The 22,061-nt window shown below is 31.6% G+C and carries 22 protein-coding genes; 21 read left to right on the forward strand and 1 reads right to left on the reverse strand.

Translation table 11 applies throughout. From position 1 onward, the window contains the following. Positions 1-13: 13 nt before the first annotated feature. The 8 genes from floA to recO all read left to right on the forward strand — a co-directional run bounded on the left by floA (position 14) and on the right by recO (position 5,855). On the forward strand, positions 14-1,003 hold the full coding sequence (floA, locus tag LPC11_RS06190; protein WP_002465685.1) for a flotillin-like protein FloA: 990 nt from the start codon (positions 14-16) through the stop codon (positions 1,001-1,003). Positions 1,004-1,018: 15 nt separating this feature from the next. Continuing rightward, entirely contained in the window at positions 1,019-1,717 is a 699-nt protein-coding gene (locus LPC11_RS06195) for a hypothetical protein (protein WP_023372702.1), read from the forward strand. Between the two features lie 278 nt (positions 1,718-1,995). Beyond that, a complete protein-coding gene (locus LPC11_RS06200) occupies positions 1,996-2,943 on the forward strand; it encodes a PhoH family protein (protein WP_023372700.1) in 948 nt (315 codons plus the stop codon). Beyond that, the gene (gene ybeY, locus LPC11_RS06205) at positions 2,944-3,411 is read left to right on the forward strand and encodes an rRNA maturation RNase YbeY (protein WP_023372698.1); all 468 of its coding nucleotides are present in this window, start codon (positions 2,944-2,946) and stop codon (positions 3,409-3,411) included. Between the two features lie 2 nt (positions 3,412-3,413). Beyond that, positions 3,414-3,758 (forward strand): diacylglycerol kinase family protein, encoded by a 345-nt coding sequence (locus LPC11_RS06210; protein WP_023372696.1) that lies wholly within the window; start codon positions 3,414-3,416, stop codon positions 3,756-3,758. Between the two features lie 12 nt (positions 3,759-3,770). Next, entirely contained in the window at positions 3,771-4,178 is a 408-nt protein-coding gene (gene cdd / locus LPC11_RS06215; protein ID WP_023372694.1) for a cytidine deaminase, read from the forward strand. After that, on the forward strand, positions 4,175-5,074 hold the full coding sequence (gene era / locus LPC11_RS06220) for a GTPase Era (protein ID WP_015364958.1): 900 nt from the start codon (positions 4,175-4,177) through the stop codon (positions 5,072-5,074). Before cdd ends, era begins: the two co-directional genes overlap by 4 nt. 28 nt (positions 5,075-5,102) lie before the next feature. Beyond that, positions 5,103-5,855, forward strand: a complete 753-nt coding sequence (gene recO, locus LPC11_RS06225; protein WP_167321435.1) for a DNA repair protein RecO — start codon at positions 5,103-5,105, stop codon at positions 5,853-5,855. A 76-nt stretch (positions 5,856-5,931) separates the two neighbouring features. Here recO and LPC11_RS06230 read toward each other — a convergent pair whose 3' ends face one another. Further along, positions 5,932-7,323, reverse strand: a complete 1,392-nt coding sequence (locus tag LPC11_RS06230; protein WP_002465672.1) for a glycine--tRNA ligase — start codon at positions 7,321-7,323, stop codon at positions 5,932-5,934. 338 nt (positions 7,324-7,661) lie between these two features. Here LPC11_RS06230 and LPC11_RS06235 point away from each other — a divergent pair, with 338 nt between their 5' ends. The 13 genes from LPC11_RS06235 to LPC11_RS06295 all read left to right on the forward strand — a co-directional run bounded on the left by LPC11_RS06235 (position 7,662) and on the right by LPC11_RS06295 (position 21,979). Then, positions 7,662-8,285, forward strand: a complete 624-nt coding sequence (locus LPC11_RS06235; protein ID WP_071561241.1) for a transcriptional regulator CcpN — start codon at positions 7,662-7,664, stop codon at positions 8,283-8,285. Between the two features lie 11 nt (positions 8,286-8,296). After that, complete coding sequence (locus LPC11_RS06240) at positions 8,297-9,115, forward strand: pyruvate, water dikinase regulatory protein (RefSeq protein ID WP_002465670.1); 819 nt, start codon at positions 8,297-8,299, stop codon at positions 9,113-9,115. Positions 9,116-9,175: 60 nt separating this feature from the next. Continuing rightward, complete coding sequence (dnaG, locus tag LPC11_RS06245) at positions 9,176-10,984, forward strand: DNA primase (protein ID WP_023372689.1); 1,809 nt, start codon at positions 9,176-9,178, stop codon at positions 10,982-10,984. A gap of 333 nt (positions 10,985-11,317) precedes the next feature. After that, a complete protein-coding gene (gene rpoD / locus LPC11_RS06250) occupies positions 11,318-12,421 on the forward strand; it encodes an RNA polymerase sigma factor RpoD (protein WP_231307182.1) in 1,104 nt (367 codons plus the stop codon). Between the two features lie 111 nt (positions 12,422-12,532). Then, on the forward strand, positions 12,533-13,222 hold the full coding sequence (locus LPC11_RS06255) for a tRNA (adenine(22)-N(1))-methyltransferase (RefSeq protein WP_023372687.1): 690 nt from the start codon (positions 12,533-12,535) through the stop codon (positions 13,220-13,222). After that, positions 13,212-14,315: a Nif3-like dinuclear metal center hexameric protein gene (locus tag LPC11_RS06260; RefSeq protein WP_023372685.1), complete on the forward strand. Its 1,104-nt coding sequence runs from the start codon at positions 13,212-13,214 to the stop codon at positions 14,313-14,315. The genes LPC11_RS06255 and LPC11_RS06260 overlap by 11 nt, the downstream gene beginning before the upstream one ends. A gap of 125 nt (positions 14,316-14,440) precedes the next feature. Next, positions 14,441-15,784, forward strand: coding sequence for a DEAD/DEAH box helicase (locus LPC11_RS06265; protein ID WP_023372683.1), 1,344 nt, complete (start codon positions 14,441-14,443; stop codon positions 15,782-15,784). Between the two features lie 9 nt (positions 15,785-15,793). Then, positions 15,794-16,684 carry a deoxyribonuclease IV gene (locus LPC11_RS06270; RefSeq protein ID WP_023372681.1) on the forward strand — a complete coding sequence of 297 codons (891 nt, stop codon included), beginning with the start codon at positions 15,794-15,796 and terminating at the stop codon, positions 16,682-16,684. Positions 16,685-16,790: 106 nt separating this feature from the next. Next, complete coding sequence (locus LPC11_RS06275; protein ID WP_023372679.1) at positions 16,791-17,561, forward strand: metal ABC transporter ATP-binding protein; 771 nt, start codon at positions 16,791-16,793, stop codon at positions 17,559-17,561. Positions 17,562-17,616: 55 nt separating this feature from the next. Further along, a complete protein-coding gene (locus LPC11_RS06280) occupies positions 17,617-18,462 on the forward strand; it encodes a metal ABC transporter permease (protein ID WP_023372677.1) in 846 nt (281 codons plus the stop codon). A 4-nt stretch (positions 18,463-18,466) separates the two neighbouring features. Further along, on the forward strand, positions 18,467-18,886 hold the full coding sequence (locus LPC11_RS06285; protein ID WP_023372675.1) for a Fur family transcriptional regulator: 420 nt from the start codon (positions 18,467-18,469) through the stop codon (positions 18,884-18,886). Between the two features lie 295 nt (positions 18,887-19,181). Then, positions 19,182-19,781 (forward strand): superoxide dismutase, encoded by a 600-nt coding sequence (locus LPC11_RS06290; protein WP_231307183.1) that lies wholly within the window; start codon positions 19,182-19,184, stop codon positions 19,779-19,781. 128 nt (positions 19,782-19,909) lie between these two features. Then, on the forward strand, positions 19,910-21,979 hold the full coding sequence (locus LPC11_RS06295) for a peptidoglycan D,D-transpeptidase FtsI family protein (protein ID WP_041613570.1): 2,070 nt from the start codon (positions 19,910-19,912) through the stop codon (positions 21,977-21,979). Positions 21,980-22,061: the final 82 nt, after the last annotated feature.

The following is a 22,061-nucleotide window of genomic DNA, read 5'->3' on the forward strand; positions in this document are numbered from 1 at the left end:
AAGGAGAGATACAATGTTTAGTATAGGATTTATTATAATTGCAGTAGTAATTATTGTAGCCTTATTAATACTTTTCTCATTTGTACCAGTAGGTCTTTGGATTTCTGCATTAGCTGCTGGTGTACATGTTGGTATTGGTACATTAGTAGGTATGCGTTTAAGAAGAGTATCACCTAGAAAAGTAATTGGACCATTAATTAAAGCACACAAAGCAGGATTGAATTTAAAAACAAATCAACTTGAATCACACTATCTTGCTGGAGGTAATGTAGATAGAGTTGTAGACGCTAATATCGCTGCGCAACGTGCAGATATAGATTTACCATTCGAACGAGGCGCAGCAATAGATTTAGCAGGTAGAGATGTATTAGAAGCAGTTCAAATGTCAGTTAACCCTAAAGTTATTGAAACACCATTTATTGCCGGTGTAGCTATGAACGGTATCGAAGTTAAAGCGAAAGCCCGCATTACTGTTCGTGCTAATATTGCTCGTTTAGTAGGTGGTGCTGGTGAAGAAACAATCATCGCTCGTGTAGGTGAAGGAATCGTATCTACAATTGGTTCAAGTAAACATCATACAGAAGTGCTTGAAAATCCTGACAATATTTCTAAAACAGTGTTAAGTAAAGGATTAGACTCAGGGACTGCATTTGAAATACTTTCAATTGATATTGCCGATGTAGATATTAGTAAAAATATTGGTGCAGATTTACAAACTGAACAAGCACTTGCCGATAAAAATATTGCACAGGCTAAAGCAGAAGAACGTCGTGCAATGGCTGTAGCTTCTGAACAAGAAATGAAAGCACGAGTACAAGAAATGCGTGCTAAAGTTGTTGAAGCTGAATCAGAAGTACCTTTAGCAATGGCAGAAGCCTTACGATCAGGAAATATTGGCGTAAAAGATTACTATAATCTAAAAAATATAGAAGCTGATACTGGTATGAGAAATGCTATTAATAAGCGTACTGATCAAAATGATGACGAATCACCAGAACAATAACTGTGGGGTGATTAAATGAGTATTGGGGTAATTATTTTTGTCATATCTGTGATAGCGACAATCATTAGTACCATACGTGATAATAGTCATAAAGAAAGACAGAATCAAAAACCACCACAATCACCTAAAAATAATCCACAACCAAAGACAGGTGGTTTCTTTGAAGAAATTGAAAAAACATTCAAAGAAATAAATGATGAGATTAATGGAGATACAACAACTACTGAAAAGAAAAAGAAATACGAAGATACATTGCCACCCATTAATCAAGAATTAGATAAAACCGAACAGACAACAGAAGAGATGCATAGAAGGCCAACAGATTATGATGATTCAATACCTAAACCAGATCCGACACCATATCATAATGAAAAAGACATACGTGAGCCAGTTAAACAATCTTCATCAAGAGATGAAAATTCTGAGAACTTACGTAAAGCATTAGAAAAAAATCTTCATCAAGATCTTAAAAATGTTAGAAGTGAAATTGATAGAGAGAAAGAAAAGCAACTTGCTCTTATCGAACAAAAAGCGCAGGATATTATCAATGATAAATATTTATCTGAACGCACTAAACGAGTTAGATTAAAACAATTACTTAATTCTCAAAACATAGAACGTAATATGTCAAAATCAGCATTTCAATTCGACAATGATGAAGTCGTTAATGGTATCATCTGGTCGGAAATTTTGGCCAAACCTAAACAACTTTAATGATCAACCTATTGGATTCTTTCCAATAGGTTTTTTATTTTAAATTTCGAATGTAATATTGATTAAACTATGATTTGAGTCACTTTAAAGAATTTAGTAATATTTAGTTAAGAATGATTGAATCAAATAAAATCTACCGTATAAACTGACTTGATTGAATTTTTTAAAATAAAACGAAATAGAATCAATGTAAGTTTAACAATGGTATAATATAAGTATATTAACCCATATGTGGGTATAGTGAATTATAAATATGTATTTTGAAAAGGAGCGCGTTTATGCCTGGTATAATTCAAATCGACGACATTAATCAATCCCAAGCTTTAATAGGTAACAATGATGAACATTTAAAAGCTATAGAAGATAGTTTTGATGTCGTAATACATGCTCGTGGTCAAGAAATTGCGGTTAAAGGTGAGAAAATTGAGCATGTAGAAAAAGCCGAATTAGTGCTTACCAATTTATTGAAAGTGATTGAATTGGGAAATAATGTAACGCTAAAAGATGTAGAAGCTGCTATAAAAATGGCGGAAAATGGAACGATTCAACAACTTTTAGACTTATATGATGAAGAAATTACTAAAGATGCTTTTGGCAAAACCATCCGCGCTAAAACGATGGGTCAGCGAATGTACGTAAATGCTATGTATCGAAATGATTTAGTCTTTGGTATAGGTCCTGCAGGAACGGGTAAAACATTTTTAGCAGTGGTCTATGCTGCTAAACAATTACGTAAAGGAAACGTTAAACGTATCGTATTAACACGTCCAGCAGTTGAAGCGGGTGAATCATTAGGATTTTTACCTGGTGATTTAAAAGAGAAAGTTGATCCGTATTTAAGACCATTATATGATGGATTAAATACCGTGCTAGGTAGAGAACAAACCGCACGATTTATAGAACGTGGTATTATAGAAATTGCACCATTAGCATACATGCGTGGACGTACGTTAGACGATGCTTTTGTTATTTTAGACGAAGCACAAAATACAACTCATGCTCAAATGAAAATGTTTTTAACTCGTTTAGGATTTGGTTCTAAGATGGTAGTTACAGGTGACCAAACACAAATCGACTTACCAAAAGGTGTTAAAAGTGGTTTGAAAGAAGCAGTTAAAAAGTTACATGGTGTTAAAGGTATTAATATTATGAAACTTGATCAAGATGATGTAGTGAGACATCCACTTGTAAGTAAAATTATCGATAGATACGAGGGAGAGGACTAAATGTTTACTATAGATTTTAGTGATCATACTGAGTTAGTTAAAGACGAATGGTATGAACAAATTGAAAAGCTACTTAATTTTGCTAAGCAGGAAGAACAAATAAACGAAGATGCTGAATTATCTATTACCTTCGTAGATAAATCTGAAATTCAAGAGATTAATAAGATGTATAGAGACAAAGACAAAGTTACGGATGTTATTTCTTTTGCACTTGAAGAAGATGAGCCAGACATTGATATGAGTGAATTTGATATACCTAGAGTATTAGGAGACATCATTATTTGTACTGATGTCGCTCAAGAACAATCAGAATCGTATGGTCATTCTTTTGAAAGAGAGCTTGGATTTTTAGCATTACATGGCTTTCTTCACTTACTAGGCTATGATCATATGAATGAGGAAGATGAGAAAGAAATGTTTGGTCGTCAAGATGCCATATTAAATGCATATGGATTGACGAGAGACTAGTGATGAGTCGTTTTAAATATGCACTAAATGGTTTGAAAACGCTTTTAATAAAAGACCAAAAATTCTCACTTCATATTTATGCTAGTATCATAGCAATTGTTTTTGGATTTTTACTTCATATTAATCGTTCTGAGTGGATATTTATATTATTAGCAATTAGTTTAGTTTTAGCATTTGAAGCAATAAATACAGCAGTTGAATATGTGGTTGACTTAGTTACTACTGAGTATCATGATTACGCTAAATATGCGAAAGATATTGCTGCTTTTAGTGTGATGATTGTTTCCATCTTAGCATTAATCATTGGCTTAATCGTCTTCATACCACATTTAATTAATTTAATATAGGAGGGCGAATAAATGAGTTATCAATCTCATTATTTTAAAGAAGTTAGAGAAGCACAACGAAGATCATATTCACCATATAGTAACTTTAAAGTTGGCGCCTATTTGAAAGCTAAAGATGGACGAACATTTTATGGAACCAATGTAGAAAATGCTGCATATTCAATGAGTATATGTGCTGAACGCGCAAGCTTAGTAGCTGCGATATCAGCTGGATATCAGCCTGGAGATTTTGAGTCTATTACAGTTACAGTAGATGCTGAAGTACCATCATCACCATGTGGTGAATGTCGACAAGTATTAAAAGAATTATGTGACGATGATATGCCTGTCTATATGACTAATCATAAAGGGGATATGATCGAATCAACAGTGAAAGAATTACTACCATATGGATTTTCTGGAAAGGATTTAAATAAATGACAGAACATAAATCAGGATTTGTTTCAATTATAGGAAGACCTAATGTAGGTAAATCTACATTTGTAAATAGAGTTATCGGACATAAAATTGCGATAATGTCTGATAAAGCACAAACAACGCGTAATAAAATACAAGGCGTTATGACTAGAGATGATGCTCAAATTATATTTATTGATACACCTGGTATCCATAAACCGAAACATAAGCTTGGAGACTACATGATGAAAGTAGCCACAAATACACTTTCTGAAATAGACGCGATTATGTTTATGGTTAACGTTAATGAAGATATAGGTCGTGGCGATGAATATATTATGGATATGTTAAAAGATTTAAAAACGCCAGTATTTTTAGTATTAAATAAAATCGATTTAGTTCATCCTGATGCATTAATGCCTAAAATAGAAAAGTATCAAGAATATATGAACTTTACTGAAATCGTACCTATTTCTGCACTTGAAGGTTTGAATGTAGACCATTTTATCGATGTATTAAAGTCATACTTACCTGAGGGTCCAAAATATTACCCAGATGATCAAATTTCGGACCATCCTGAACAATTTGTGGTTGGTGAAATTATTCGTGAAAAAATATTACACTTAACAAGCGAAGAAATTCCTCATGCTATTGGAGTTAACGTTGACCGTATGATTAAAGAAGATGAGGATAGAGTTCGAATCGAAGCTACGATATATGTAGAACGTGATTCTCAAAAAGGAATCGTCATTGGTAAAGGTGGTAAGAAACTTAAAGAAGTTGGTAAAAGGGCAAGACATGATATAGAGATGCTCCTAGGTTCAAAAGTATATCTTGAACTATGGGTCAAAGTGCAAAAGGATTGGAGAAATAAAGTTAACTTTATTCGTCAAATCGGTTATATCGAAGACCAAGATTAACTCAGAGAGATGGTGAGTTAGTATGCTAATGAAGCAAAAAGGTATCATTATTAAATCAGTGGAGTACGGCGAATCAGATAAAATTATTACAATTTTAAATGAATTTGGTAGCAAAGTGCCGTTGATGGCTAGAAGAGCCAAGAAAATAAAATCAGGTTTACAAGCGCATACACAAATGTTTGTGTATGGCTTATTTATTTATAATAAATGGCGAGGTATGGGTACGCTTAATTCTGTAGATGTGATTGACCAACATTATGAATTACAACTAGATTTGTATGAAAGTAGTTTTGCTACTTTATGCGCTGAAACGATTGATCGTTCGATGGAAGAAAATGAAATATCGAAATATAATTACGATTTATTAAACTTTGTTCTAACCAAGATATCATCTGGTCAGTCCGCACAATTAATGTCTATTATTGTATTACTCAAATGTATGAATAAATTCGGTTTTTCCGCTTTATTTAATAAATGTGTCATAAGCGGGAACACTGATCAGTCAAAATTAGTTGGATATAGTTTCAAATTTGATGGTGCAATTTCTCAATCTGTAGCTTACCAAGATCCCCACGCATTGCAATTATCCAATAAAACATTGTATTTATTAGATGTGCTTTATAAACTCCCCATAGACAAAATGAATGAATTAAATATTCATCAAGATATTTTAGACGAAATGTCAGAATTGATGATTATGCTCTATAGAGAATATGCAGGTATGTTCTTTAAAAGTCAAAAGTTAATCAACCAGTTGAAGAGGTTAGAAATGAAAGACTAAACTTTAACTAACACAAAAAACCGAACCACATTTACATGTGATTCGGTCTTTTTATAGATTATATATCATAGATGTATTAGAATTTAACTTTTTCAGCTAAGAATGCTTCTAATTCTGATATTGGCATACGAACTTGTTCCATTGAATCTCTGTCACGTACAGTAACTTGATTATCTTCTAAAGAATCAAAGTCGAATGTAATACAATAAGGCGTACCAATTTCATCTTGTCTACGATAACGTTTACCGATAGATTGTGATTCATCAAAATCTATTGAGAAGCTTTGACTTAATTGTTCAAAGATTTTAATTGCTTCACTTGATAATTTTTTACTTAATGGTAAGATAGCCGCTTTATATGGTGCTAAAGCAGGGTGGAATTTAAGTACAGTACGTTCATCCTTACTTCCTTCAACACCTTCTTGTGAATACGCATCACATAAGAATGCTAATGTCACACGATCGGCACCTAATGAAGGTTCAATACAATACGGGATATATTTTTCATTTGTTTCAGGATCGTGATATTTGAAGTCTTCACCAGAATGTTCACTATGTTTTTTCAAGTCAAAGTCAGTACGACTTGCGATACCCCATAGTTCGCCCCAACCAAATGGGAATTTATATTCGATATCAGTTGTAGCATTTGAATAATGGGATAATTCATCAGCATCATGGTCTCGTAAACGCATGTTTTCTTCACTAATATTTAAGTCTTTTAACCATTGGCTTGCAAATGTCTTCCAGTAGTTTTGCCATTCAATTTCTTCACCTGGTTTACAGAAAAATTCAAGTTCCATTTGTTCGAATTCACGTGTTCTGAAGATGAAGTTACCTGGCGTAATCTCATTACGGAATGATTTACCAACTTGTCCAATACCAAATGGTAATTTTTTACGCATTGATCGTTGAACGTTTTTGTAGTTTACAAAAATACCTTGAGCTGTTTCTGGACGTAAGAAAAGTTCATTTGTTGAATCTTCAGTTACACCTTGGAATGTTTTGAACATTAAATTGAATTGACGAATATCAGTCCAATTAGCAGTACCACTTACAGGACAAACAATACCTTCATCATCAATAATTTTTTTCATTTCATCAAAGCTTAAACCATCAGCAATGAAGTTTTCGTCTCCTTTTTCATGTTGCATGTAATCTTCAATTAATTTGTCAGCACGATAACGAATCTTACTATCTTTGTTATCGATCATTGGATCATTAAAGTTACCTAAGTGTCCAGAAGCTTCCCAAGTTTTTGGGTTCATTAAAATCGCAGCATCTAGACCTACGTTATAAGGTGATTGCGTAATAAATTTTTGCCACCATGCTTTTTTGACATTATTTTTTAATTCAACACCAAGTGGACCATAATCCCATGTATTAGATAAACCACCATAAATGTCACTACCTGGGAATACAAAACCTCTGTGTTTTGCTAATTGTACAATTTGTTCCATATCATTTGCCATAATTTTTCTCTCCTTACACATAAAAACGCCCCAAGACAACAAAGCATCATAAATATACTTTATTATCTTGGGACGAGTTAATCATTTTTTATTTAGTATAAATCATATACATTAAAATATCATTTAACCCGCGGTTCCACCCAAATTAGTGTAGCCACTCACTTTAAAATTAATTAAATTTTTTATGCCAAAATTTATATGCTAAGCTCACACCACCCTTAGCTCGCTTTATAATTATTCTAATTGATTAAATATTTAATAGCAAGCGTTTATATGTGTTTGTGGCAAATAAAAATAACAGTTATAATATGTAATGTATATAAAAGGGGTGAGGACCTATAGAATTAAATCAAAGACAAGAACAAATTATTGAAATCGTTAAGCAACATGGACCAATAACAGGTGAGCATATCGCTGATCAATTAAATTTAACACGTGCTACATTACGACCTGATTTAGCTATTTTAACTATGTCTGGTTTTTTAGAAGCACGTCCAAGAGTAGGTTATTACTATTCAGGTAAATCGAAAAATAAAATTATACATGAACAATTAAGACAATATGTTGTAAAAGATTATATGTCTCAACCCGTTGTGGTAAAAGAAGATATGTCAGTCTATGACGCAATTTGTACTATATTTTTAGAAGATGCCGGAACATTATTTATCACAAATGACGATAATGATTTTATCGGTGTTTGTTCTCGTAAAGATCTATTAAGAGCATCAATGATTGGAAATGATATTCATACAATGCCTATAAGCGTCAATATGACTCGTATGCCAAATTTAACATATCTTGAAGAAAGTGAACTAATTATTTATGCGGCAAATCAAATGATAGATAAGGAAATAGATGCAATCCCCATCGTTAGATCTAAAGATAACCAAAAATTTGAAGTAGTTGGTAGAATATCTAAAACAACAATTACAAAATTATTTGTATCATTATTTAAAGAATAGGTGGTTAATAGATGGATAATATAAATATTATTGTTGCTTCTGATTCAATCGGGGAAACAGCAGAATTAGTAGCGAGGGCTGGTGTTTCTCAATTTAATCCTAAGCAATGTAAACATGAATTTTTACGTTACCCATACATAGAATCCTTCGAAAATGTCGATGAAGTGATTCAAGTTGCTGAAGATACAGACGCAATTATTGTATATACTTTAGTCAAACCGGAAATCAAAAAGTACATGGTTGCTAAAGTTAAGGAGCATCAATTAAAGTCAGTTGATATTATGGGACCACTTATGGACTTATTATCTGGTTCCATAGAAGAAACGCCGTACTATGAACCTGGTATTGTACATAGATTAGATGACGCTTATTTTAAAAAAATAGATGCTATAGAGTTTGCTGTTAAATATGATGACGGTAAAGACCCTAAAGGTTTACCCAAAGCTGATATTGTTCTATTAGGTATTTCAAGAACGTCTAAAACACCTTTATCACAATACTTAGCACATAAAAGTTATAAAGTGATGAATATACCGATTGTTCCGGAAGTAACACCACCAGATGCATTATTTGATATTGATCCTTCAAAATGTATCGCTTTAAAAATTAGTGAAGAAAAGTTAAATCGTATTCGTAAAGAAAGACTCAAACAACTTGGATTAGGTGACTCTGCTAGATATGCTACAGAAACTAGAATTAAAGAGGAATTAGAATACTTTGAATCATTAGTAGAAAAAGTAGGGTGTCCAGTTATCGATGTAACTGATAAAGCAATAGAAGAGACAGCAAATGATATCATTTATTTTATCGAAAACAATAAAACAAAATAATTTCAATTAATGCATAAAAAAGGTATAATATTGAGACTAATATGTCATAGGTGATTTAATTTGCGTATAGAACAATCAGTTATAAATGAAATTAAAGATAAGACAGATATACTTGATTTGGTAAGTGAATATGTAAAGTTAGAAAAGAGAGGGCGCAATTATATAGGTTTGTGTCCTTTTCATGATGAAAAAACACCTTCATTCACAGTTTCTGAAGACAAACAAATCTGCCATTGCTTTGGATGTAAAAAAGGTGGTAATGTATTTCAATTTACTCAAGAAATAAAAGATATTTCGTTTACAGAAGCAGTAAAAGAACTTGGTGACCGTGTTAATATTACGGTCGATGTTGGAAATAACGAGTATCAGAATGCTAATACTCAAATTGCTTCAGAAGATTTGCAAATGATAGAAATGCATGAGCTAATGCAAGAATATTATCACTATGCACTTATGAAAACAGTTGAAGGCGAAAAGGCACTTTCCTATTTAAAAGAAAGAGATTTTCCAGAACAGCTGATCAAAGAAAGAGGTATAGGTTATGCACCTAATTCATCACATTTCTGTCATGATTTCTTAGAAAAAAAAGGATACGATATTGAATTAGCATATGAAGCTGGGCTTTTATCTAGAAACGAAGAGAATTTTAGTTATTACGATCGTTTTAGAGACAGAATTATGTTTCCATTAAAAAATGCTCAAGGTCGTATTGTTGGTTATTCTGCAAGAACGTATACTAACCAAGAACCTAAGTATCTCAACAGCCCGGAAACACCAATATTCCAAAAAAGAAAATTGTTATATAATCTCGATAAAGCACGTAAAAGCATCAGAATAAATGATGAAATCATATTACTTGAAGGTTTTATGGATGTTATAAAATCAGATCATGCAGGTTTAAAAACAGTCGTTGCTAGTATGGGAACACAACTTTCAAATGAACATGTTACTTTTATAAAAAAGTTAACTTCTAATATTACATTAATGTTTGATGGTGACTTTGCAGGTAGGGAGGCAACCTTAAAAACTGGTCAAGCATTATTAGAACAAGGATTAAATGTGTTCGTTGTACAATTACCATCAGATATGGACCCTGATGAATATATTAGAAAGTATGGTAATGATCCATTTCTAGATTTTGTACAAAAAGATAAAAAATCATTTGTAATGTTTAAAGTCAATACACATAAAGATGAAATTCAAAATAATGATCTAGCATATGAAAAATATCTAAAAGAAGTAACACAAGATATTGCGAATATGACTTCACCTATACTTCAGAAAAAAGTATTGCAAGACGTTGCAGAATTGTTTAAAGTAAGTTTTGAGACTCTAGACTATGAAGTAGGATTATATCAGCAATCTCACGGAAATGTATCTTCGTATCCAGATAATGCATACCCATATGAAGCACAACATCAACAAGTGATTCAATTTAACCAACTCACTCGTCATGAAAAAGCTGAACGAGCACTTTTAAAACATTTCTTGCAAGATAAAGATACGTTTCTAAACTATCATCAACAGATAGAGGTTGATGACTTTACAAATGCCTATTTCAAGCGTATATTTAATATTTTGCATGATTATTATTCTAAAAACGATACGTATCAGCTCAGTTCTATGATTCAATATATAGATTCTGATGATTTGAGAGAAGCGTTAATTTCTTTAGACTCATATGTTTTAAATGAAGAACCATTTGAACATGAATTAGAAGATTATATCAATATATTAAATGAGAATAAAAATGAAGATTCATTAGAAGTCTTAAACCATAAACTACGTGAAGCAACGAGAATAGGGGATATTGAACTTCAAAAATATTACTTGCAATTAATAGTAAATAAAAACAAAAGTAGAATGTAATATTATAAAAATTTATGGTATTGTTATACTTTAGGTATTGAATAATGGTTATTACGCTCATACATTGGGTAAATATGTAATATCGAATATTGTCATAATATGACCTAACCATTAAATTATTAGGGAGTTTAGAATAGAAACTTATTTGATTGGTTTTGAATTAAAAATTAATTAGGCCACATCTCATACAATAAGTTACGATGAACGTGTTATTTTACTAAAAATATTATATTGCGTTTTCAATAATTAAACGCATCATCAAATTAAATGAAGTAATTACAAATAATTATATGAATAAATTGAAAGTTTATATTAATACCAGGAGGCCTTTTCATGTCTGATAAAGTTAAAATTAAAAAGCAAACAATTGATCCGACTTTAACATTGGAAGATGTTAAAAAACAATTAATTGAAAAAGGGAAAAAGGAAGGTCACTTAAGTCACGAAGAAATTGCAGAAAAATTACAGAACTTCGAAATGGATTCTGATATGATGGATGATTTCTTCGATCAATTAAATGATAATGATATCACGTTAGTAAATGAAAAAGACCATTCAGATACAGATGCTAAATTAAATCCTAATGATTTAAGTGCACCTCCAGGAGTTAAAATTAATGACCCTGTGCGTATGTACTTAAAAGAAATTGGTCGCGTTGACTTATTAAGTGCACAAGAAGAAATTGAACTAGCTAAAAGAATTGAGCAGGGTGATGAAATCGCCAAATCAAGACTAGCAGAAGCCAATTTACGTTTGGTAGTAAGTATCGCTAAAAGATATGTCGGAAGAGGTATGTTATTCCTTGATTTAATTCAAGAAGGTAATATGGGTCTTATTAAAGCTGTAGAAAAATTCGATTTCAATAAAGGTTTTAAATTTTCTACTTACGCAACGTGGTGGATACGTCAAGCAATTACTCGTGCAATTGCTGACCAAGCACGTACAATTCGTATACCAGTACACATGGTTGAAACTATTAACAAATTAATTCGTGTTCAGCGTCAGTTATTACAAGATTTAGGTCGTGATCCGGCACCTGAAGAAATTGGTGAAGAAATGGACTTACCACCTGAAAAAGTAAGAGAAATTCTTAAAATTGCACAAGAACCTGTGTCATTAGAAACACCAATAGGTGAAGAAGACGACAGTCACTTAGGTGACTTCATTGAAGACCAAGAAGCTCAAAGTCCTTCAGATAATGCTGCCTATGAATTGCTAAAAGAACAACTTGAAGATGTTTTAGATACATTAACAGACCGTGAAGAGAACGTTCTTCGTTTAAGATTTGGTCTAGATGATGGAAGAACTAGAACATTAGAAGAAGTTGGTAAGGTATTTGGTGTGACTAGAGAACGTATTCGTCAAATCGAAGCAAAAGCATTAAGAAAGTTAAGACATCCAAGTAGAAGTAAACGTCTAAAAGACTTTATGGATTAATATATTTAGGCTGGGGCATAATGGTTGTCCCAGCCTTTATTTCATTTATAAGTGATATAACATACATACAATCATATACATTTTAATACATGTAAAAAGGAGACCATCTTAATGATTACGATAAATCATAGATTACGAACGGTATCAGAATTTATTAAACCTGGTAAACTTGCTGATATTGGTTCAGATCATGCTTATTTACCTATTTACGCAATTCAAACAAATTTAATTTCTCAAGCAATTGCTGGTGAAGTTATAAAAGGGCCTTTCGAAGCTGCAAAAAAGAATGTTCAAGAATACGCGCTAAGTAACCAAATAGATGTGCGACTTGGCGATGGTTTAGAGGTAATAAAACATAATGAACTGTTAGACAATATCACAATTTGTGGTATGGGAGGTCCTTTAATAGCAAAAATATTAAAAGAAGGACAACAAAAACTTCAATCACATCCTAGACTTATCCTCCAAAGTAATATACAAACACAAAATTTAAGAACGTTATTACAAGAGATTCAATATCAAATCATTGATGAAAGAATTATGGAAGAGAAAGGACATATATATGAAATTGTAGTAGCTGAGCATCAACCCAAAATGTTCAAATATAATGAATTTGAACTGAAATTCGGCCCAGTTTTACTAGAAAACAAAAATGAATGTTTTTATAATAAGTGGGAAAGAGAATTACATGCATTAGAAAAGATAAAACAACAACTTAATCCAGACATTCATCAACATCGATATCAAGAAATTGAGACAGAAATAGAAATGATCAAAGAGGTGCTTACAAATGAAAATTAATGAATTAATGGTTATGTTAGATGAACATGTGCCTTTTAACACTGCAGAATCATGGGATAATGTTGGACTACTTATAGGTGATGAATCACAAGAAGTTAATGGGATTTTAACTGCGTTAGATTGTACGTTAGAAATTGTAGAACAAGCAATAGAAGAAAATATCAATACTATTATTAGTCATCATCCATTAATTTTTAAAGGGATCCAATCCATTACTAATCAAGGCTATGGTGAAATAATAAGATTACTAATACAAAATAATATTAATTTAATAGCAATGCATACTAATCTAGACGTCAACCCTAGAGGTGTCAATGCTATGCTTGCTTCTAAGATTGGTCTGAAAAATACTAGCTTAATTAATAAAGAACCTGAACGATACTTCAAAGTTCAAACTTTCATTCCCGAAAGCCATATCGAAACATTTAAACAACAACTTAATGATATTGGTTTAGCTAAAGAAGGTAATTATGAATATTGCTTCTTTGAAAGTAAAGGTAAGGGTCAATTTAAACCTGTAGATGATGCCAATCCTTATTTAGGTGAAATTGGGGAAATTGAATATGTTGATGAAGTGAAATTAGAATTTATGATTTCATATCAACAACGACAATTAACTGAAAAAGCGATTCACCAATATCATCCATATGAAACTCCAGTTTATGATTTTATTGAATTAACAAAAGAAGGTTCGTATGGTTTGGGCATTATTGGAGAATTAAATGAACCAATGAACATAGGGGATTTTGTTTCGTTAGTAAAATCTCGACTACAAATTCCTAGTGTCCGTTACGTCGGTAGTTCAAATACAACGGTTAATAAAGTAGCTATGATTGGTGGTTCTGGTATTGGGTTTGAATACGAAGCTTCACAATTAGGTGCAGACATATTTATCACGGGCGATATCAAACATCATGATGCACTTGATGCCAAAATTGCTGGTGTCAACTTATTAGATATCAATCATTATAGTGAATATGTGATGAAAGAAGGATTAAAACAATTACTAGAAGAATGGTTAGTTGAAGAAAATGAAAATGACATAAAATTAGTAGCGTCAAATATAGACACAGATCCATTCACATATATTTAAAATATAGTTATACATCTGATAATCATTAATTAAATAATTATAACCGATATCAAAGATGAATTATATTTAAAAACACCATCAATTACTTTATAATAGTAAAGATGAACTTATAAGGAGGCCATACAATGGCAAAACATCCATTTGAACACTTCGGTTTAAACTCAAGTATGATCGAAGCTGTAAAAGATTTAAAATTTGAGAAACCTACTGAAATTCAAAATAGAATTATTCCGAGAATATTAAAAGGTACCAACATCATTGGACAATCACAGACAGGTACAGGTAAATCCCATTCATTTTTATTACCATTAGTTAATGAAATTGATACGGACATTCATGAACCTCAAGCAATCGTTGTTGCACCTACTAGAGAATTAGCACAACAACTTTATCAAGCAGCTAACCATTTAAGCAGTTTTAAAGAAGGCGTCAATGCTAAACTATTTATCGGCGGTACAGATATTGAGAAAGATAGACAACGTTGTAACCAACAACCACAACTAGTCATTGGTACACCAACAAGAATTAATGATTTAGCTAAAAGTGGTCATTTACACACACATTTAGCCTCATATTTAATCATAGATGAAGCTGATTTAATGATAGATTTAGGTTTGATTGAAGATGTAGACTTTATCGCTTCACGTTTAGAAGAACATTCAAATATTGCTGTATTCAGTGCAACAATCCCAAAATCATTACAGCCATTTTTAAATAAATATTTAGAACAACCTGATTTTGTAGAAGTTGATAGCCAATCACAAAATAAAAAGAATATTGAATTTTATTTAATTCCTACTAAAGGAACTGCAAAAGTTGAAAAAACACTAAAATTAATTGATATACTAAACCCTTATTTATGTATTATTTTCTGTAATAGTAGAGACAGTGCCGATGAATTAGCACGAACACTCAATGAAGCTGGTGTTAAAGTAGGTATGATTCATGGTGGACTAACACCGCGTGAACGTAAACAACAAATGAAACGTATTAGAAATCTAGATTTCCAATTTGTGATTGCAAGTGATTTAGCATCAAGAGGTATTGATATTGAGGGTGTAAGCCACGTCATCAATTTCGATGTACCAAATGATATTGATTTCTTTACGCATAGAGTGGGACGTACTGGACGAGGCAACTATCGTGGTGTAGCAATTACCTTATATAGTCCAGATGAAGAGGAAAATATTTCTGCAATTGAAGATAGAGGTTATGTCTTTGAAAATGTGGATATTAAAAACGATGAACTTACGCCAATCAAAGCGCATAATACTAGACGCACTAGACAACGAAAAGATGACCATCTAACTAATGAAGTTAAAAATAAAGTACGTAGTAAAACAAAACGTAAAGTTAAACCAGGTTATAAAAAGAAATTTAAACAAGAAGTTGAAAGAATGAAGCGACAAGAACGTAAACAATTTAGTAAACGTCAAAACCGTCAAAATAGAAAGAGTAGAAAAGGATAGGTGGAGTAAATGTTACTTGGATCACATGTATCAATGAGTGGTAAAAAAATGTTAGAGGGATCTGCAGAAGAAGCACATAAATTCGGTGAATCTACATTTATGATTTATACAGGTGCACCTCAAAATACACGTCGAAAAAGTATTGAAGATTTAAATATCACAAAAGGGCATGAAGCAATGGAAAAATATGGCTTATCTAATATCGTCGTACATGCGCCTTATATTATAAACATTGCAAATACTACTAAACCAGAAGTTTTCGAATTAGGCGTTAACTTTTTACAAAATGAAATTGAACGTACTCAAGCCATTGGAGCTAAAGATATCGTCTTACACCCAGGATCACATGTTGGAGCCGGTGCAGAAGTAGGTATTAAAAAGATAATCGATGGATTAAATGAAGTATTAACCAACGATAACAATGTCAGAATTGCATTAGAAACAATGGCTGGAAAAGGATCAGAAGTAGGTCGTACATTCGAAGAAATTGCACAAATTATTGATGGTGTAACACATAATGAACGTTTATCAATATGCTTTGATACTTGCCATACACATGATGCTGGTTACAACATAAAAGATGATTTTGATGGGGTATTAAACGAATTTGATAAGATTATTGGTGTAGATAGAATTAAAGTCGTTCATGTCAATGATAGTAAAAACGAACAGGGTGCTCATAAAGATAGACATGAGAATATTGGATTTGGTCATATCGGCTTTGATGCACTTAATTATGTAGTACATCATGATACATTTAAAGATATACCTAAAATTTTAGAAACACCATATGTTGGAGAAGATAAAAAAAATAAAAAGCCTCCTTATAAACTTGAAATTGAAATGTTGAAATCACAAACATTTGATCCAAATTTAAAAGAGAAAATTTTAAATCAATAATTAAGTAAACTGGCGTTACAGATTATTCTGTAACGCTATTTTAGTCGTAAACATTACTATTTACATTATGAATATCTAGATGTATAGTATAAATTGAGGTGAAAAAATGTCAACACCAGTATTTGAACTCAAAAACATTGATTATTATTTTGATCATAAACAAGTACTCGAAAATATAAATATTAAAATTAATAAAGGGGAATTTTTAGCAATAGTAGGCCCTAATGGTGCTGGAAAATCAACTCTTTTAAAAATCATTTTAGGTTTATTACCTTTACAATCTGGAGAAATTTTTATAGATGGTCATCCAATAAAAAATAATAAATCTTCGTTGAAAATAAGTTATGTTTCACAAAAGGCCTCTTCATTTACTGCCGGTTTCCCAGCAAGTGTTAAAGAAGTAGTTCTTAGTGGACTAACTAAGACGAAAAAACTCTTCCAACGTTTTAATCAAAATGATGTGAAGCAAGTTGAACATGTATTAGAACGATTGAATATCTCAAATTTAATTCATAAAAATATAGCGGAGCTTTCAGGTGGTCAACAACAACGTGTTCTTATTGCCCGTGCTTTAATTTCTAACCCGAGTGTTTTGGTTTTAGATGAACCAACTAATGGAATTGATGCTAAACATGTCAATGAGTTTTATGAAACTCTAGATCGCTTAAAAAAAGAAGGCATAACTATTATTTTAGTTACACATGATATTGGTGTAGTTGCTGATACAGCTACAGAAGTTGCATGTTTAAATAAACATTTACATTTTCATGGTACAACAGAAGATTTTAAATCTCTTGACGAAGTGGAAATTTCGAAAATATATGGTCATCCTATTCAATTTGTTGATCATCAACACAACAGAGAATGCTGTAACTAACATTATTATTAATGTTTATATATCTTATTAGAAATATTTTTGAGGAGTGTAACTCATGATAGATGCATTATTAAATTTTGATTTTATGAGATACTCCTTAATTAGTGGTATCTTAATAGGTTTTATTGCACCTTTAATTGGTGCTTTTATAGTAGTACGAAGGCTTTCACTTATTGCTGATGCATTGAGCCATGTTACTTTAGGTGGAATATCATTTGGCATGTTTGTGATTACAGTCATACCTGCATTAACTTTAATTAACCCAATGTGGTTCGGTATATTATTTGCTATTATTGGTGCATTACTAATAGAAAAATTACGTACATCTTATACAAATTATCAAGAAATCGCAATTCCAATTATTATGAGTGCGGGTATAGCGTTAAGTGCTATTTTTATTTCATTGGCAGATGGATTTAATCAAGAAATAGTTGGCTTGTTATTTGGTTCTATCAGCGCAGTAAATTTAAGTGATTTAACAACTATCATTTTCATTACTATATTAGTATTATTATTTATTACATTATTTTACAAAGAACTGTTTATATTATCTTTCGACGAAGAATATAGTAAAGTGATAGGTATTCCAAAATGGATTCAGTTTTTATTTATTGTCGTGGTTGCAATGGTTATTTCTGCATCAATGAGAGTAGTTGGAATATTATTAGTAAGTGCTTTAATCACATTACCTGTAGCAATTGCTATGCGTTGGACGAAAGGATTTAAACAGTTAATTGTGATGAGTATTATTATTGGTGAACTTTCAGTTATATTAGGACTTATTGTAGCTTTCTATATCAATATTTCACCTGGTGGCGTGATTGTAGTACTATTAGTCATTATGCTAATGATAACGATGACTTATCAAAAATTAAAAACGAAGTCACAAAAGGGAGATTGAAAATATGAATACTAGTGATGCAATTAAAATTTTAAAAGATAACGGTTTGAAGTACACAGATAAACGTAATGATATGCTTAATATTTTTGTTAAGGAAGATAAATATATTAATGCTAAATATATTCAACAAGTAATGGATAAAGATTATCCAGGTATTTCATTTGATACTATATATCGAAATCTTCATCTATTTAAAGATTTAGCCATTATCGAAAGTACTGAATTAGATGGCGAAATGAAATTCAGAATTGCTTGTACAAATCATCACCATCATCACTTTATTTGTGAAAAATGTGGTGATACAAAAGTTATCGATTTTTGTCCAATAGATCAAGTAAAACAATATTTACCAAATGTCGATATCCATACCCATAAACTTGAAGTATATGGTATTTGTGAAAAATGTCAAAAGGTAGCAAAATAATTAAATGAAACATTAATCTTAAGATGGAATCACAATTAGACTTTTGCAATAAGTCTAACCGATTCCTTCTTTTTATTTAATGTGAAAGTACACAAATAGTCTCAATATGTATACTCCATTAGTATGAAATCGATTAATATGTATTTTTATTATGTTTTAATGTTTAAATTAAGACATTTTGAGATATATAATGACTGTAACGATAATTAGTAGCACATAAGTAAGCACATTAATTGTCGAAAATGTGACTGCTTGTTATGATGAAATTATAGACATTTTAGGAGGATGATTATTTATGGCATTTGAATTACCAAAATTACCATATGCATTTGACGCATTAGAACCACACATCGATAAAGAAACTATGGAGATTCACCATGATAAACACCACAACACTTATGTAACAAAATTAAACGCTGCAGTAGAAGGTACTGACTTAGAAGCTAAATCAATTGAAGAAATTGTAGCTAATTTAGATAGCGTGCCTTCAGATATTCAAACTGCAGTAAGAAACAATGGTGGCGGACACTTAAACCACTCATTATTCTGGGAATTATTAACACCTAATTCAGAAGAAAAAGGTGAAGTAGTAGATAAAATTAAAGAACAATGGGGTTCTTTAGATGAATTTAAAAAAGAATTCGCTGACAAAGCTGCAGCTCGCTTTGGTTCAGGTTGGGCTTGGTTAGTTGTTAATAACGGTCAATTAGAAATCGTAACAACTCCAAACCAAGATAATCCATTAACTGAAGGTAAAACACCTATCCTAGGCTTAGATGTTTGGGAACATGCTTATTACCTTAAATATCAAAACAAACGTCCAGATTATATCAGTGTTTTCTGGAATGTTGTTAATTGGGAAAAAGTTGACGAATTATACAACGCTGCAAAATAATTTAACAGTATTTACTAGAGTCTGGAACTTTAATAGTTTTCCAGACTCTTTTTTTATCAAAATGATAGAAAAATTTTTGATTTTCATATATCATTTTAAAGAGATACTTTGAATAGAGGTAGGTTGTTTTGCTTAAAAGATTAAAGGAAAAATCAAATGATGAAAAAGTAAGAAACACCATGAATCGAAGAATAAATTTTATCTTTGGATTAGTTGTGTTTATTTTTGCAATTATGGTATTAAGGCTTGGTTATTTACAGATTGCACAAGGTTCACATTATAAACAATTAATTAAAAATGATGAAAATATAACTGTGAATGAATCTGTACCAAGAGGACGCATTGTAGACCGTAATGGTAAGGTCTTAGTAGACAATGCCTCAAAGATGGCTATTACATATACAAGAGGGCGTAAAACATCGCAAAAAGAGATGCTCGAAACAGCTAAAAAGTTATCATCATTAATTAAGATGGACACAGACAAAATTACTGATAGAGATAAAAAAGATTTTTGGGTCACTTTACATCCCCAAAAGGCCAAAGACTTAATGAAAAAAGAGCAGTCTATGTTAGAAGATGGTAGCATCTCTCAAGAACAATATGATGAACAACAGCGTAAAAAAATCGGTAAAAAGCAATTAAGTGAATTATCTAAAAAAGATTTACAAATATTAGCTATTTATCGTGAAATGAATGCGGGTAGTACCTTAGACCCTCAAACAATTAAAAATGAAGATGTTACAGAAAAAGAATATGCAGCAGTATCGCAACAATTATCTAAACTGCCAGGTGTTAATACATCTATGGATTGGGATAGAAAATATCCTTATAAAGATACGCTAAGAGGTATTTTTGGTGATGTATCTACGTCAACGGAAGGTTTACCAAAAGAGCTAACAGAGCAATATTTATCTAAAGGTTATTCACGAAATGATCGAGTAGGGAAATCTTACTTAGAATATCAATATGAAGATGTACTTCGTGGTAAAAAGAAACAAATGAAGTATACAACTGATAAATCTGGTAAAGTCATCAATTCTGAAGTCGTTAATCCCGGTTCAAGAGGACATGATTTACAGTTAACAATTGATATTGATTTACAGAAAAAAGTAGAGTCTCTTTTAGATAAACAAATTGCTAAACTACGTAGTCAGGGTGCCAAAGACATGGACAATGCAATGATTGTTGTCCAAGACCCTAAAAATGGCGATATATTAGCTATGGCAGGCAAACAAATTAGTAAAAACGGTAAATTAACTGATTATGATATCGGAAACTTTACCGCACAATTTGCTGTAGGTTCTTCTGTTAAAGGTGGTACGTTACTTGCCGGATATCAAAATAAAGCTATTAAAGTTGGAGAACAAATGGTCGATGAACCATTAAAATTCCAAGGCGGATTAACAAAACGCTCTTACTTTAATAAAGATGGACGTGTAACTATTAATGATAAAGAAGCGTTAATGCATTCATCTAACGTTTATATGTTTAAAACAGCCTTGAAATTAGCTGGAGATCCATATTATTCAGGCATGCCATTACCAAATGATATCTCAATTGCAGGTCAAAAACTTCGTAAGGGCCTAAATCAAGTTGGTTTAGGTGTTAAAACAGGTATTGATTTACCAAATGAAACAAATGGTCAAATTGAACCATTAACAAACAATCCGGGTAATTATTTAGATTTATCAATTGGTCAGTATGATACGTATACACCTTTACAACTGTCACAATATGTTTCAACTATTGCTAATAATGGATATAGAATTCAACCACATATTGGACTTTCAATTCATGATGCAACAAATAAAGATGAATTAGGACCAGTAAAAAGAAAAGTTAAAGGAAATGTATTAAATAAAGTTAATAATTCTCAAAAAGAAATTGATGAAGTGAAAGATGGCTTTAAAATGGCATTTAACGAAAAAGATGGAACAGGATATGCTAGTTTCAAAGATACAGTAGTACCTTCAGCAGGTAAGACAGGAACAGCAGAGGTATTCCAAGATGGAGAACCAAGAGTAAATTCAACATACATTGGTTATGCACCAATTAAAGATCCAAAACTGTCCTTCTCAATTGTTTATACGAATCAACCTGTACCACCACCTTGGTTAAATGGTGGAGATTTAGGAAGAGACGTCATTAATTATTACTTTAAAGATAAAGATAAAAATGGGGATAGTACAGAAAAATAGTCGATTCATTTAATTCTATTTAGTATTATTTTCAAAAGTATTACTATTGATTCTTAAAATTTACTTTGCATTTAATAAACTA

The sequence above is a fragment of the Staphylococcus sp. HL28 genome (assembly GCF_021117155.1).
In the GTDB taxonomy this organism is placed as follows: Bacteria; Bacillota; Bacilli; order Staphylococcales; family Staphylococcaceae; genus Staphylococcus; species Staphylococcus warneri.